This window comes from Treponema saccharophilum DSM 2985 (genome assembly GCF_000255555.1).
GTDB classification, from domain to species: Bacteria; Spirochaetota; Spirochaetia; order Treponematales; family Treponemataceae; genus Treponema_D; species Treponema_D saccharophilum.
Genome location: NZ_AGRW01000043.1, coordinates 60945 through 75199 on the forward strand (window position 1 = coordinate 60945; position 14255 = coordinate 75199).

At 57.2% G+C, this 14255-nt stretch carries 17 protein-coding genes and 1 tRNA gene; 7 read left to right on the forward strand and 11 right to left on the reverse strand.

The window, feature by feature from the left end; translation table 11 throughout:
- Positions 1-552: 552 nt before the first annotated feature.
- From TRESADRAFT_RS16225 to TRESADRAFT_RS05785, 3 genes are all read right to left on the reverse strand, one after another.
- Positions 553-717, reverse strand: a complete 165-nt coding sequence (locus TRESADRAFT_RS16225) for a hypothetical protein (protein ID WP_159100036.1) — start codon at positions 715-717, stop codon at positions 553-555.
- 40 nt (positions 718-757) lie between these two features.
- On the reverse strand, positions 758-2542 hold the full coding sequence (lepB, locus tag TRESADRAFT_RS05780) for a signal peptidase I (RefSeq protein WP_002703731.1): 1785 nt from the start codon (positions 2540-2542) through the stop codon (positions 758-760).
- Between the two features lie 83 nt (positions 2543-2625).
- Positions 2626-2698 (reverse strand) — tRNA-Val (locus tag TRESADRAFT_RS05785).
- 206 nt (positions 2699-2904) lie between these two features.
- Here TRESADRAFT_RS05785 and infC point away from each other — a divergent pair.
- From infC to TRESADRAFT_RS05815, 6 genes are read left to right on the forward strand one after another with little or no spacing between them, the layout of a single operon-like run.
- Positions 2905-3426, forward strand: coding sequence for a translation initiation factor IF-3 (infC, locus tag TRESADRAFT_RS05790; RefSeq protein ID WP_002703732.1), 522 nt, complete (start codon positions 2905-2907; stop codon positions 3424-3426).
- A gap of 49 nt (positions 3427-3475) precedes the next feature.
- Complete coding sequence (rpmI, locus tag TRESADRAFT_RS05795) at positions 3476-3682, forward strand: 50S ribosomal protein L35 (protein WP_002703733.1); 207 nt, start codon at positions 3476-3478, stop codon at positions 3680-3682.
- A 49-nt stretch (positions 3683-3731) separates the two neighbouring features.
- A complete protein-coding gene (gene rplT / locus TRESADRAFT_RS05800) occupies positions 3732-4091 on the forward strand; it encodes a 50S ribosomal protein L20 (protein WP_002703735.1) in 360 nt (119 codons plus the stop codon).
- A gap of 16 nt (positions 4092-4107) precedes the next feature.
- Positions 4108-4761 (forward strand): cell division protein ZapB, encoded by a 654-nt coding sequence (locus tag TRESADRAFT_RS15015; RefSeq protein ID WP_002703745.1) that lies wholly within the window; start codon positions 4108-4110, stop codon positions 4759-4761.
- Positions 4762-4767: 6 nt separating this feature from the next.
- Positions 4768-5121 (forward strand): cell division protein ZapA, encoded by a 354-nt coding sequence (gene zapA / locus TRESADRAFT_RS05810; RefSeq protein WP_002703747.1) that lies wholly within the window; start codon positions 4768-4770, stop codon positions 5119-5121.
- The gene (locus TRESADRAFT_RS05815) at positions 5096-5572 is read left to right on the forward strand and encodes a DUF188 domain-containing protein (RefSeq protein WP_002703749.1); all 477 of its coding nucleotides are present in this window, start codon (positions 5096-5098) and stop codon (positions 5570-5572) included. Before zapA ends, TRESADRAFT_RS05815 begins: the two co-directional genes overlap by 26 nt.
- On the opposite strand, the gene TRESADRAFT_RS05820 is transcribed toward TRESADRAFT_RS05815, so the two are convergent.
- The 3 genes from TRESADRAFT_RS05820 to TRESADRAFT_RS05830 all read right to left on the reverse strand — a co-directional run bounded on the left by TRESADRAFT_RS05820 (position 5569) and on the right by TRESADRAFT_RS05830 (position 9086).
- Positions 5569-6885, reverse strand: coding sequence for an HD domain-containing phosphohydrolase (locus TRESADRAFT_RS05820; protein WP_245534333.1), 1317 nt, complete (start codon positions 6883-6885; stop codon positions 5569-5571). The genes TRESADRAFT_RS05815 and TRESADRAFT_RS05820 overlap by 4 nt on opposite strands.
- A 62-nt stretch (positions 6886-6947) precedes the next feature.
- Complete coding sequence (locus TRESADRAFT_RS05825; RefSeq protein WP_002703753.1) at positions 6948-7787, reverse strand: RsmB/NOP family class I SAM-dependent RNA methyltransferase; 840 nt, start codon at positions 7785-7787, stop codon at positions 6948-6950.
- 9 nt (positions 7788-7796) lie between these two features.
- Positions 7797-9086: a glycoside hydrolase family 3 N-terminal domain-containing protein gene (locus TRESADRAFT_RS05830; RefSeq protein ID WP_002703755.1), complete on the reverse strand. Its 1290-nt coding sequence runs from the start codon at positions 9084-9086 to the stop codon at positions 7797-7799.
- A gap of 65 nt (positions 9087-9151) precedes the next feature.
- Between TRESADRAFT_RS05830 and TRESADRAFT_RS05835 the strand changes: the two genes are divergently transcribed.
- The gene (locus TRESADRAFT_RS05835) at positions 9152-9952 is read left to right on the forward strand and encodes an SDR family NAD(P)-dependent oxidoreductase (RefSeq protein ID WP_040842351.1); all 801 of its coding nucleotides are present in this window, start codon (positions 9152-9154) and stop codon (positions 9950-9952) included.
- Positions 9953-9956: 4 nt separating this feature from the next.
- Here the strand turns inward: TRESADRAFT_RS05835 and TRESADRAFT_RS05840 are convergent, their stop codons facing one another.
- From TRESADRAFT_RS05840 to TRESADRAFT_RS05860, 5 genes are all read right to left on the reverse strand, one after another.
- Positions 9957-10670, reverse strand: coding sequence for a hypothetical protein (locus tag TRESADRAFT_RS05840; RefSeq protein ID WP_002703771.1), 714 nt, complete (start codon positions 10668-10670; stop codon positions 9957-9959).
- 62 nt (positions 10671-10732) lie between these two features.
- A complete protein-coding gene (locus tag TRESADRAFT_RS05845) occupies positions 10733-11476 on the reverse strand; it encodes a hypothetical protein (RefSeq protein WP_002703773.1) in 744 nt (247 codons plus the stop codon).
- Between the two features lie 161 nt (positions 11477-11637).
- Positions 11638-12555: a tetratricopeptide repeat protein gene (locus TRESADRAFT_RS05850; RefSeq protein ID WP_002703775.1), complete on the reverse strand. Its 918-nt coding sequence runs from the start codon at positions 12553-12555 to the stop codon at positions 11638-11640.
- A gap of 18 nt (positions 12556-12573) precedes the next feature.
- Positions 12574-13557, reverse strand: coding sequence for an MlaD family protein (locus TRESADRAFT_RS05855; RefSeq protein WP_002703776.1), 984 nt, complete (start codon positions 13555-13557; stop codon positions 12574-12576).
- Complete coding sequence (locus TRESADRAFT_RS05860; RefSeq protein WP_002703777.1) at positions 13547-14239, reverse strand: ABC transporter ATP-binding protein; 693 nt, start codon at positions 14237-14239, stop codon at positions 13547-13549. The genes TRESADRAFT_RS05855 and TRESADRAFT_RS05860 overlap by 11 nt, the downstream gene beginning before the upstream one ends.
- Between the last annotated feature and the right edge of the window lie 16 nt (positions 14240-14255).

Sequence of the window (14255 nt, forward strand, 5' to 3'; positions counted from 1 at the left end):
TACACAAAACGGGAATTACCGGCAAGGCTATCCCCGCGGAAAGCCGAACCGCCAAACGTTGACGAAGCGGGGCTTCTCGCGTAATATACAACGCAAACGGGGACGCCCGCGAAATGAGCGACCAGCCTCCGTAGCTATTGGTATAAAACCCGCCCACGAAAGTTGTCAGCTTGGGGCGGGCTTTTTTATGCTCTTTCCCTTATTTCTTCAGGAAGGTGAGCACCTGTATAACTAAACCTGCAATTGCGATGATGAGCATCACAATCTCGTAAGTCGTCACAGTGCGCCTCCTTCATTCGTGAGGATTCGGAGGCAAGCCGCCGCACATCGCAAAGCGTCCCCTTATGAAAGCAGAATACACAAAACGGGAATTACCGGCAAGGCAGTCCCCAGCGGAAAGGCGAATCGCAAAACGTTGACGAAGCGGGGCTTCTCGCGTAATATACAACGCAAACGGGGACGCCCGCGAAATGAGCGACCAGCCTCCGTTGAACTTATGTTACAAGCCCGCCGAAGTAGTCAGCTTGGGGCGGGCTTTTTTATGCTTCCAACCTATTTGAGCAGGAAAGAGAGCACCTGTATTATCAGACTGATTATCATGATGACAAGCACCACGATGTCGTAAATCTTCATACAGACAGCCTCCTTCATCCATGAGAATTCGGAGGCAAGCCGCCGCACATCGCAAAGCGTCCCCTTGAAAAGCAGAATACACAAAACAGGAATTGCCGGAAAGGCTATCTCACTATGCCAACTTCTACATTCCCGTATGGCCGGGGACGCCTTTGCGGGAGACGGGCCAGAAGCGGTACGACGCGACGCCGAGAATCTTGCTCCGGGGAACGTACATCGGCGCGATGTTCGACGGATAGAGGACGCCGAATTTGTCGCTCTCCGCCAACGACGCCAGATGCGGCTCGTACGAATGGCGCATGTCGAGAGAGTTGAAGCGGTTGTCGCCCATCATGAAGTAGCAGTTTTCCGGTATGTACGAGGGCGTTCCGTCGCTTGCGGAGGCGGGGAACACCGGCATGCTTCTTCTGTCGAGAAGCTCGACATACGAGACGAGGTCGTCCTTTTCGCTGCCGCCGTCATCCCACAGCGACATCGGCACGCCCGCGAGCAGGTTCTCCACGTTTTTCACGACGACGCTCCCGAACTTCATCTTGAACAGCAGGTTCAGCTTGAAATTCGATTCCGCGTACATGTCGTCACCGAAATCGGGAACGGACGCGCACCACCCCGTCATGAATTCACGGAACCACTCCGAGCGGTTCGCCGCGTTGAAGAGAGAGACCGACTTCCTGTCGATGCCGTCGAAATAGGCGAAGGAGAACAGCTCCCTCGGCGAGAGCGAGAATTCCCCGCCGCCGCCGAACTTCCGCGAGGAGACGGAGCCGCCCTCCACGAGAGAGTCGAATTCATCCGCAATCGCGGCGCATTTTTCCCGCGCCTCCTCAACCGACAACGCGCTTTTCGCACGCTCCACCCGCTCCATCGCGGCGACGTCATCCGCGCTCAGGACGAATTCCCGAATGCCCTTCTTCACGGGCTCCTTGACGGCGTTCAAATTCCAGCACGCCCACGACGCGTCGTCCTCGACGACGGAGAACGACGGGGAATCCTTCGTCCGCGAATACAGCCTGCCGTCGACCATGACGAGCTGCTCGCCGGGAACGCCGACGACGCGCTTGACGAGCGGGTCCGCTTTCGGCATCCCGCTCTCGTCCACGTTTATGTTCTTCATGGTGAGCGTGCACATGAAAACGAGCTGGCTGACGAACGTCCGCACCTCCGATTTCCTGTCAGCCGAATAATGCGGGTTCCTGAACACGACGATGTCGCCGCGGCCGTATTTCTTCACGGGAGGAAGCCCGATGTCGGAAAGCGGGAATTTCGGGCCGTTGAGCACTTTGAAGACGACGACCCTGTCCTTGACGAGGAATTCGGGAACCATCGACTCGGACGGAATCTCGTAGAGCTGGACGAGGAATATATTGAGGAGAAGCACCATAAAAACGGCCTGGACGAGGGCATCGACCCAGCCGAGCGCCTCCACGAGAAGCCACCTGCGCCCGAACCTCCCCTTGCGCGCCTCGTATTTTCTGTCGACGAGCACCTGATGCCAGACGGGACTCCACGCGCGGATGCTCTTCGGCGATATGAAATGGAGAACGACGAGCACGAGCACGGAGACCGCGCACCACAGGAACACCTCGATGCAGTCGAGCGCGTACGGCGTTCCCTCGTCCCCCGCACGGCGGAGCACGAACGAGATGAGAAGGACGAACGGCTCGTACTGCATCATCGTCCTCACGGCAGGGATGAACGCGGGGTCGCCGCCCGAGGACGCCGCACCCGGCCTGATGCCGAACAGCTTCGAGACGGCGAAATACGACAGAACCAGCGTGTATGCCGCCGCAAAGGGAAACGCGAGGAGCGAGATGTCCGCATGGAACGAGAGAGCCGAAACAGAGAACGCCGCGGAAAGCGCGCAGCACGAAACGACTATCTTTGAAAGCGCATTGTTATTCATTTTCATAGGAGGACATTCTAGCAAAAACAGAAACATTCTTGAATAGAACGCACGGCGGGATTCAGCGGAACCGGGAGGGCATAAAAAAATGGACGGTGAGAGACTCGAACTCCCGACAACCTGGGTGTAAACCAGGGGCTCTACCAACTGAGCTAACCGTCCAAAAAAAATGATGTAAAGGATATTACGACAAAAGAAAAAATATGTCAACACTTTTTTTCCGGTTGCCGGAAAAAAGCGCCCGCCACGCCTTCCCGCCCGGAATTGACGCGCGACAGAAACGCTGGTTACTAGACATCAAAAATCGATTTCTGATATGATGGGAGAATAATTTTACAAATGTGCCTGCGAAGGCATCAGGGGGAACATTGGCAGATCCAAAAGGATTACGAATCAACGAACAGATTCGTGTGAGAGAGGTCAGACTTATTGACGAAGAAGGCGGGCAGAACAGGATAATGCCCACGATCGAAGCACTCAAGCTCGCGAAAGAGCGGGATCTTGACCTTGTGGAGGTCTCTCCGAATGCAAATCCACCGGTTTGTAAAATATCTGACTATGGTAAATACAAGTTCGAGCAGGAAAAAAGGCTCCGTGATTCCCGCAAGAACCAGAAAGCCTTGAAAATCAAGGAAATCAGGATGCAGCCGAAAATCGGCCCCGGTGACCTCGACACAAAGGCTAAGCACGTCCAGGAATTCCTGAACGAGGGCAACAAGGTCAAGGTAACGATACGCTTCCGCGGTCGCGAGCTTGCCCACACTGAACTCGGTTATGACGTCCTGAACGAGGTATTGAAACGGCTGACCGAAGGTTCGTTCGTCGTGGAGAAGCCCGCCGCAATGGAAGGCAGATTCATGTCGATGACAATCAACGCGAAGGCCAAATAAATCATTTTATGGGTCGGCGATAAGGTCGCGCGGCCCAGAGGAAAAACAAATGTCCAAGAACAAGATGAAGACAAAGAAAGCCGCTGCGAAGCGTTTTTCACTCACTGGAACTGGCAAGGTAAAGTACAAGAAGATGAACCTCCGCCATATCCTCACGAAAAAGTCCGCGAAGAGGAAGATGCACCTTCGCGGCGCTGGAATTCTTTCAGAGGATTCAGCGGCGAGAATCCGCAAGCAGCAGCTCCCGTACGGCTGATTTCTGCAGCGAACCGGATTTTCACTGAAAAACACACTAGGAGATTACTATGTCAAGAGCAATAGACGGAACAAAACGCAACAATCGCCGCGCGAAGATTCTCAAACTCGCAAAAGGGTTTACGGGACGCCGCGGAACAAACTACAAGGCAGCGAAAGACGCTGTCGTGAAGGCACTCTCTCACTCATACGACGATCGCCGCAACAAGAAGGGCGACTTCCGCCAGTTGTGGATCGCGCGTATCAACGCGGCTGTCCGCGCTGAGGGCCTCACCTACTCACGCTTCATCAACGGAGTCACGAAGGCAGGAATCTCATTGAACCGCAAGGCTCTCTCAAACCTCGCCATCGAAGACCCGAACGCATTCAAGGCTGTCGTCGAGGCTGCCAAGAAAGCGCTCAACGCATAAGTAAAGGCAAAAAAAGATGATTTCACTCGATCAAGTTTTCAATCTGGAACAAAAAGTCGAAAGCGCCGTGGCTAAAATCGAGCAGATGTCCGATGAAATAGCGCGGCTTTCAGCAGAGAATGATGCTTTGCGTAGCAAATGCGCAGAGCTCACAAACGCACTTTCTGCGAAAACGGAGCAGCTCTCGGCTTTTCAGACAGACCAAAGCAAGATTGAGCTTGGAATCATCAAGGCGCTTGAGCAGTTGAGAAACATAACTGAATCAAGCGCGGGGGCATCGCCTGCCCCCGAAACCCGCCCTGCCGCAGACGAGGAAAAACCTGCAGACGAGCCGCAGGACGAGAGCGAGCAGGAAAGCGAAAGCCAGCCTGCCGAAGAGTCCACGGAAGAGCCGTTCAGCGACGGAATCGCCGAGGACGATGAAGAGACCGACGACGAGACCGATTCCCCCTCCGAATGGGAGAACGAGAGCCAGCAGGGCGAAGAAAACGCTGAGACGGAAGACGCATTCCCCACAGAAGACGACAGGAACCTTGTCCTGAGCCTCGCTCAGAAAGGGCGCACCGTCGAGGAGATTGCGGATTTTCTCGGGCGCACCGTCGGGGAGATTGCAAGCATAACAAATCCTCCCTCACAAGATTCAGGCAGACCGCAGTTCGACATATTCTAGGACGCAATGGGACTTCTGAAAATAGACGCTCTCGGCACGTCGTTCACGATAAAAACGGGCGAAGACGAAGCCTACCTCAAAAAACTCCTCAAATACTACAAGCAGATAACCGAGCAGATAGAGAAAAACGGTTCCCTCAGCTCAAACACGCAGATATCAATCCTCGCGGGGATAATGCTGTGCGACGAGCTGTACAAGGAAAAATCGAAGAAAGCAAGCGAATCGAAGGCCAAGCAGAAAGAGGACGAGACGCTCGCGAAAATCGAGGAAACCTTGGACAGGATTTCCGCAAGGCTCGACGACGCGCTCGGAAAAAAGAGCAGCAGAAAAAGCGATGCACAAACTGAAAATATGGATTGACGCCGACTCGGCTCCCGTCCTGATGAGGCGCTCCGCAGCGGAGATTTCCTCAAGGAACAAATGCGCCGTCGTGTTCGTCGCGAACAGGGAAATCCCGACGGAAAACGCGGCGGAGATGGTCGTCTGCGGCGAGGGAAAGGACGAGGCGGACAACTACATCATCCGGAACGCGTCGAAGAACGACATCGCGATAACGCGCGACATCCTTTTTGCCGAACGCCTCGTGGAAAAGGGCATAACCGCAATGAACGACCGCGGGACAGTGTTCACGAAGGACAACATCCAGGACAGGCTCCTTGAGCGGAGCATGAGCATGAACCTCGCGGAAATCGGGCTCGGCTCGAAAAAGAAAAGCACATACGGTGAAAAGGAGCTGAAAAAATTCGCCGCGACATTCGAGGCGGAGCTGCTCAGGCATATCGCGGCGGAAACATACGGCTATACGCTCTAGTCGTCGACAGTGCTTTCCCACATCCTGTTTATCGCGCACACCTTCTCCCGCTCGGAAAGGAAGCACATGACAAGCTCGGGGTCGAACTGCACCCCGGAAAGCTGCTGAATCTCTATGAACGCATCATCGACGGACCACGCCTCCTTGTAGACGCGCCTGTGGCTCAGCGCGTCGAACACGTCGGCAATCGCGACAATCCTCGCCGCGAAGGGAATCTCCTCGCCTTTGAGCGGGCGGCTTTTCGGAATCGGCTCGCCCGTAACGTACCCGCGGAAATCGAAATCGCCCGGGTATCCGTTCTCGCTACCGTCCCACCATTCGTGATGGCGGAGGGCGACGTCGCGCGACAAGGAATCGATTTCGGACTCCATGTCGGAGAAAAGGAGCGCGCCTATGCAGGTATGCCCCTTCATCGTGCTGCGCTCATCATCGGTAAAGCGCCCCGGCCCCGGTTTCTTGAGGATGATGTCGGAAACTCCGACCTTGCCGAGGTCGTGACATTTCGCGGCAATACGGAGAAGGTCGCGGTACCGCTCCATCTTCTCCACAGGCACGCCGTTCCGCTTCGCCCAGTTGACGTATATGACATCGGAGAATTCCGCGACGCGCTGGACGTGGTGGAACGTCTCCTTCGGGTCGCGGTATTCCGCCATCTTCTGCATCCGCATTATCATGCTGTTCGTGAGGTAGGAATGCTCGAGCGCCTGCGTCGCGCTGTCGGCGAAATATTTTATGAAGAGAATCGCATCGTCATCGAACGATATGACGTTCCCGTCCGAATCCTGCGCGTTTATTATCTGCAGGACGCCAAGCGGGCGGTCGTTCGAATTTATGAGCGGGATTGTCAGCATTGAGCGGGTGACGTAGTTCATCTGTATGTCAGTCTTCTTGTCGAACGAGTACGGCGCGTCGGAAGGAATGTCATACGCGTCCTCGATGTTGAGAATCTCGCCGGAAAGAATCGAATACCCCGAAATGGACGTGTCGGAAATGTTGAAGGAGAAATTTTTGTACCCGTCCTGCTGCGTCGTATCGTTCTGCGCGTACTTTATGCTGAGGAGCTTGCTCCGGAAATACTCCTTGCGCTCCTCGATGGGAAGGGAATAGACAGACGAGTCGATTTTGAGGAAAAAGGCGCCGTCGCGCGTCGCCGATGAGGAGCGAGGCTGCTCCTTGTCACCGACGACGTAAATAGAGCCGGCATCCGCATTCACAATATGCCGCGCCTCGGTGAGAATCTGCTTCAGGAGCATGTCAGTATCTTTTATCTCGTTAATTCTTCTGCCACTCTCAAGAACAGACTGAAGTTTCATCTCACGGCTACTCATTTCCATATGCAAACTCGCTTAAAAAAAATATAAAGCAAAATCTCCAATTAGTCCATTTCGTTTTTATAAATCAAACTGAAAAAGAGCGGCCCTGCCCCGCCCTGCGCGTCGGGAAGGACGTGGAAGCCGAATTCGGTCTTCTCTGCATCGGGAAGGGCGCCCGAGCAGAATCCCGACACGTCGGACGACACGGCCGGCGGAACAATCCGCGCGTCAGGAAATTTCCTCACGAGGCGCGAGACAACGCCGTCGTTCTCCTCCGCCGCAAGCGCGCATGTCGAATAGAGGAGGTATCCGCCGGGCGCGAGCATCCGGTACGCGGAGGAAAGAAGCGACCACTGCGCGACGGCAAGCGTCTTTATCCGCGACGGCGACCATTCCCCGAGATATTTCGGGTCGGCGAGGACATGCCGCTCGCTTGAGCAGGGCGCGTCCAGGAGAATCCTGTCGAACGCGCCCTCGTTCTCCTTCGAGAGGCACATCTTCGCGCCGTCCTTGCAGCAGATTTCGACGCGGCTTCGGACGTCGCCGGGAAGGCACGAATCGCACGAGCGCACGAGGCGCGCCTTCCGCTCGGGCGAGCGCTCGTTCGACAGGAGGGTCGCGCCGACATCCATGCACGAGGCTATGACGATTGTCTTCCCGCCGGGAGCCGCGCACATGTCGAGGATTCGCTCCGCGCCCGAAAGCGGAAGCGAGACCGCGCACCGTATGCTCCCCGAGTCGAGGAAATACGGCGAAGCCCCGCCGGCATTGAATTCCATGTGGTCGGCCTCGCCGGAAAGAGCGTTTTTCAGCCCGTCCCACCGTTCCCCATAAATCTCCCTGTAATACGAATCGAACCCGTCCGCGCCGGAAAGCTTTTTGATGCGGTCCTTCTGCTTCATCGAATCCTCCTAATTGTAGAGATGCATTCCCGCAGTCTTCGCAGCGCCGAACGCATCCCCGTCAAACGCGCGCGCGGGCGACGGGACGACGGAAAATTCCCCGCCGTTCTCCGAGAAAGAAAGCGCGCCTATCTTAATCTTGAACTCGACCACGCGGCGAACCGACTCCGAAATCCGGGCGGAAAGCTCGCCGTCGTCCTTCATCTTCCCGAGCAGCATCAGGGCGACGGAACCGAATTTCTTCTCGGAAAGCATTATAACGTCAACTCCCGCCTTGACAGCCTCGACGGCAGCGACCTCGGGCGGGAACCCGTTGTCGGCGAGGGCGCCCATGAATATGTCGTCGGAAAGAATCAGCCCGCCGAACCCGAGCTCCTTGCGGATGTAGCCGCACCAAAACGGGGAAAGGCACGCGGGTTTTTCCATGCCGCCCTCATCGCCCGCGCTGACGACGGCGTGGCTCATCAGGACGGCCGACGAAAGCGGGAGCAGCTCCGAGAACGGACGGACGAACGAGCCGAGCGAATCGCGCGGAACCGCGATGAACGGAAGCCCGGAATGCGGGTCGACGCCGGAATTTCCGGGAAAATGCTTCAGCACGGTCGCGACGCCGTTGTCCTCGTATCCCCCAATCTCCGCGCGGCCGTACGAGAGCGTCGAGCCGAGCGTGCCGAACGTCCGCGTTCCGAGGAATTCCGTGTTCGTCCCGTCATCGACCTCGACGACAGGAGCGAGGTTCATGTCGATTCCGAGCATCTTCATCTGCTTCGCCTGCTCCGCGTACAGTTTCCGCGCGTTCTCGACGGTGAAGCGCTGGGACACTTTCATCTGCGACCACAGGACGCTCGTCAGCCCGCGCAGGCGGTTCACGTCGCCGCCCTCCTGGTCTATCGCGATGTACGGCGGTATGCTCCCGTTCGACTCATAGAACGAGCGTATCGAGGAAGTGAACGACGCGACTTTCTCAGCAGAATCCGCGATGTTGAACGAAAAGAGGAGGCAGCCGCCGGGAACGAGCGCATTCCCGCCGGGAAGATTCTCGACCGGGGCGAACGACGAATTCCCCTCGATGTTGACGAGAAAAAGCTGCGAGACGCGCTCCTCGTCGGAGAACGACTCGATATATCGGGAAACGGCAGCAGCCCTGAGCGCCTCCTCGTCGCGGATTTCGACGGATGCCTCCGGCTGAACCGGAGACGATGATGCGGCGGGAGCTGAATCCTTCTCCCTGCACGAAAAAAGCACCGAGACGACTGCAAAAGCCGCGAGCGGCGCGAACCTTGATGATAGTAAAGACATAGCTCGACAGTATAAACGAATCCCCGGTGATGTTGAAGCGCGGCATTTCTGCTAGACTAGAGCGCATGAGAAGAATAACGATAATAACGGGCGCGAATTCGGGAATCGGACTCGAATTCGCAAAGCAGCTCCACCGGATTTCGGACGACGAATTCTGGCTCGTCGCGCGCGACGAAGCGCGGCTTGAGGAGGCGAAGCGCGCCGTCGGGGAGGACGGAAACGGAAAAGCGCCGGTGCGGATTTTTCCCCTCGACATTTCGGGAAAGGACGGCGTGGAGCGGTTCAGGGCGCTGCTTGACGCGGAGAAATCATCGGGAGCGTTCACGATTGCGACGCTCGTAAACAACGCGGGGTTCGGGACATACGGCGAGTTTGCGGAAACGCCGCTCGGGCGCGAGCTCGACATGATAGAGCTGAACTGCACCTCGCTCACCGGGATATGCGGGCTTTGCATTCCGCTCATGGAGCGCGGCTCCCGAATCCTGAACGTGTCGTCGCTCGCGGCATTCCTCCCGCTCGGGAATTTCGCGGTCTACGCGGCGACGAAATCGTTCGTGCTGAGCTTCTCCGTCGCCATCGCCGCGGAGCTGAAGGACAAGGGAATCACGGTCACCGCCCTCTGCCCCGGCTCGGTAAGCACGAACTTCGCGAACGTCGCGTCGAACGGCGCGAGGAAGGAAGTCCTCCACGGGAAATCGCCGGAAAAAGTCGTCAGGCACTGCATAAAAGCAATGGAAAAAGGGAAAATCACGGCGCTTTGGGCGCCGAAATGGAAGCTCACGGCTTTCATGAGCCGCTTCATCGGGCGGTATGCGGGCGCGCGGTACACGTTCCTCCACAACAAGCGCCCGTACCGCCACTCCTGAGCGCTCACATGCCCATGTTCGCCACGACGAATTTGCGCGCGGCGGCTTCGATTGCGGCGGGGAACATCGACACGAGGGCGTCCTTGTCGTACGAATAGCGCGACACGGGAATCGCCTCGGTCTCGGCGGAAACCTCGCCGCTGATTGCCTCGCGTCCGTCCGGGCCGAGAACGACGCAGCTCAGCGCAACGACGCCGCAGACGGCACCGCTAGACTGCGTTCCCTCGCACACGCGCTTCGAGAAAACGCATTCGGCAAGGACAAGCGCGCCGACGCCGAGCTCGCGTTCGAGAAGGCGCGCGCTTTTCGCCCCGAGCCTAGAAAAATCGCGGTATCCGCTCGCGCTGACAGTGGAGACCGTCGAATTGTAGATGCTCTGCCTCATTTTCTTGTATGCGGGAGCCGACAGCACGTGCTCCTTTTCGGCAACCTCGACGCCCGCTATGTCGGAAAGGGACTCGCGCAGGCTTTCCTCGAGATGGTCGACGCGGTCCTGCGAGGTCAGCCGCTCCGGGTTGGTGCCGTCAATCGCCTTGTTCAGCGCGGATGAAATCAGCCCCCTGCTCTCCGCGATATCATCAGCCCACGGGACGGAAGTGTTCCCCACGACCGTAACGACGGCGACCGGCGTGCATTCCTCAATCGAGACCGACGACGACGCGCATGACAGGAACGCCGGCAGCGCGGCGGCAACGAGCATATATGCGATTCTTCTCATAAAAATCCCCCAAAAAAGCAACGAAGATGATACCGGATAGGAATGATGCCGTCCATCAGCGCTCACGGGATGTTCTCATGAAGGAAAACTTTGTAGCGTCCTTTCCCCGTGCGGACGAGCTCGAAGCGCTTCGACTTCGCGGAAAAACGCTTCAGGCGCGAGATGTACGAATAGACGGAGCGCTTTCCGTTCTCGCCCGCGGACAGGTTCATGCGAGAGGAAATCTCATCGACGGAAAGGCATTTGTTCCGGCTGCAGCAGAGAATCGACAAAAGCTTCGCGAGAGACGGCGGAAGGGAGCAGCTACGCTTGAGGTCGTCGATAATCCGCTCCTCGCGCGAGCCCATCATGCTGTGGATTGAGGCGAGCGACTGGAAAATCTCTATGTTCATGCTCAGCTCGGGAGAGTCGACCGCGGAACTCAAATCGACGAGGAACGGGATTATCTTGTTGTAGTCGAACGCGCCGATGCGGAAATTGTTCTTGCTTATCCAGCGCGAGACGCGGTTCTCGCTGAACGCGAACGGGTCGTTGTAGAAGACGACCGGAGATTTCTGACCGATGGCGCCGAGCCTTTTGTACAAGAACGTGTCGCAGAATTCGAACATCCTGTAATCGAACACGAAAACCTCGACGGAAAGAATCAGCTCGCGCTTCTCCACGATGTCGCGCTCAAGCCCTTCGGCAAAACCGCCCGATTCCGTCAGCCTGAACGCATAGAAGAGGCATTCATCCGAGCTGCCGCACACCTTCCGTGAAAGAGCCTCTATTACCTCCATGCGCTCCCCCGCGAAAACAATCCTCATGAAAAATCCCCCTTTTCAAAAGACATCAGCCCCTGCCGGAGCGCACGGAAAAAACCGCACAATCCCGAACAAGTTCCTCGTACGAAGAAAAGGATAATCCATAAAAAGTGCAAATGGAATCAAAAAAAATTGAACAAAAACGAACTGCCCCAGCAGCCGTCTCAGCCGAGCGATGCGGCGAATTTCTCGCACGCCTCGGCATCCGGGACAAAACCGCCCGAACGGAAAACCGACGACGCCCATTCGGCAAGCGCCCTCGCCTCCTTGCGCTCCGCGGGGGTCGGCTTTCCCTTCACGAGGATTTTTGCCCACGCGAAATAGTCGGAGGCAATCGCGGATGTGTTCTCGGCATCGCGGTCGTATTTGAGCGCGCTCCGTATCGCCGACACCGCCTCGTCCTTCTTCCCGCCGAGGGAATACGCGCGCGCCGCCCCGTACCAGTCCGTCCCGATTTCGACGAGGTACCTGTTCTTCGTGTGGATTTTTGCCGCCTCGACAAACGAGGATGCCGCGGAGTCGTAGTCCTTTGCGGAAACGAGGACGTCCCCGAGCGTGCGGTGGAGGACGGCAAGGTAGAAAGGCTCCTTCTGGAGTTTCTTCTCAAGCGAACGGAGCGTATCCGCATACGCGCGGTACGATTTTTTGCCCGAAGCGAGGGAAAGCCGCACGCCGAAAATATCGCAGACGGCGGAGAGCGCTTCGGGACGGGCAGACGCGGAGGCGAAACGGCGCGCGTCGGAAAGTATCAGGTCCGCGGAGGAGGAGATGAACGACGGCTCTCCGCCCTTCACCGCGCCGAGGTTTCCCGTCGCGATTTTGTAGGAGACGCCGGAAAGGGCCGTCCTGCAAAGCAAATCCGCGTCATCGATGGAGAACGCCATCGTATAGACATCGCAAAGAAGCTGCCCCGCCTGCTCGAATTTGCCAGCGACGAGCGCATCGTTCGCAAGCTCGAATTTCGTGTCGGCGGCATCGCCCACGGCCGTTATGACCATCGCCCGTTTCGACGCGCATCCAGAAAGGAGCGCGAAACAAGCGGAAGCGGCAGCCACGGCAAAGAAACGGAAAGTCCTGCACATAAAATCCTCCCCACACAATCAGAAATCGGTCCCGCGCGACTGGACGCTCGACGCCCCGGCGTTCTTCCTGTCCGGAATTCCCCCGCGAATGAGCGGGTTGTTGCTCACGCCCTTCACGAGGTCCTGTACCTGAAGGAGGAGCGCGTTGACCTGCACGAGCATCTCGCTGACTTCGGGAACGGCGTTGTCCACGAGCTTGTCGGCGTTCTTCGCTATCGGCGCGAGGCTCGTGAGAATCGAGGTCACCTGGCGGGAAATGTCCTTTCCCAGAAGGTTCGGCACTGCGCCGCCGTTCGAGCCGGAGAGGAGCGTGTTCACGTTTTCGAGAAGCCCGACAAGCTCCAGCGTGAGCTGCGGCCCGAGCGCCCCCGGAACGACTCCGCTGTCCTTGTCGGAAAGCATCGCGGTGAGGGAATTTATGTTCGCGATTATCTCCGTGAACGGGCTGTCGCCCACGCCGAGAAGCGCATCGTCGACGGCACCGACGAGGACGTTCACGTTGTCGAGGAGCGTCGAAACCTTCGCGAGGAGGACGGAAATCGAGTCGGAAGACTCACCGACGACGACAAGCCCGTCCGCGATAAGCTCCTGCGCGGGGACGGAATCCTTCCTGAAAAGCTCGCTTCCCGACGGGACGATGGTGCGCCCCGTGCCCGGATAGAGGACGAACGACGAGCCGAGGCCAATCGGGCTTGAGCTGAATTCGACAATCGAATGCTCCCTGACGTAATTGAAGTAATCCTCAAGGACGTAATAATCGACGCGGACGAATTCCCCCTCAAGCGAGACGGACTTCACCTTCCCGATGGAAAACCCCTTGTACGTCAAATCCATGCCGACGAAAATCCCCGAGCCGGAATCGAGAACCGTATAATAGTAGTTCTTCTTCGTGAACCAGCTCTGCTTCGCGCCGATTGCGAATATGAGGATTATCAGGCATGCGATTGCGGCAAGCGAGAACAAGCCGACAATCTGGTCGGCATACTTTATCTTAAATTTCATAGTCGTCAGCACCTCTCAAAAATCCAGCGTCGATATCGTAAACGCGCGAATTCCTCGACCTGTTCATTATATCGATGAATTCGGAACGATGGCTCACGTAAATGACGGTCTTCCCGCTGTTTATGAAATCGACGAGCAGGGAAAGTATGTGGTCGGAACCGTCCTGGTCAAGCGATTCCGTGCATTCGTCGAGGAACAGCACCTCGGGGTCGTTGATGAGCGCGCGCGCGAACGCCACCCGCTTCTGCTCGCCCATCGAAAGGTCGACGGGCCGCAGCGAAAGGGGTCTGTTGAACCGGACAATCTCGCACATACGCCGAATCCGCGACGAGCGCTCGTCGCGCGACATGCTCTGGTTGTGCGTCTGCAGGGGAAGGTTCAGGTTCTGCTCGATAGTCTGGTTCGCCCAAAGCGCGGAATCCTGGAAGACGTAGGAGCACCGGCGCCTGAACGTTTTGTTCTCCACGTTCGACATGAGCTGGATGTCCTTCCCGTCGAAGAGGACGCGGCCGCCGGTCGGGACGAGGATTCCCGCGACGAGCTTGAGGAGCGTCGACTTCCCGCTTCCGGAACGCCCCAAAAGCCCCGTGACGGAGCCCATCTCAATCTCCATGCTCACCCCTTTTATGATGTCCTGCGTGCGCGACGAGAATTTCACGCTCTCAACAGAAAAAAGTGCCACAAAAGCCCCCAAAAAA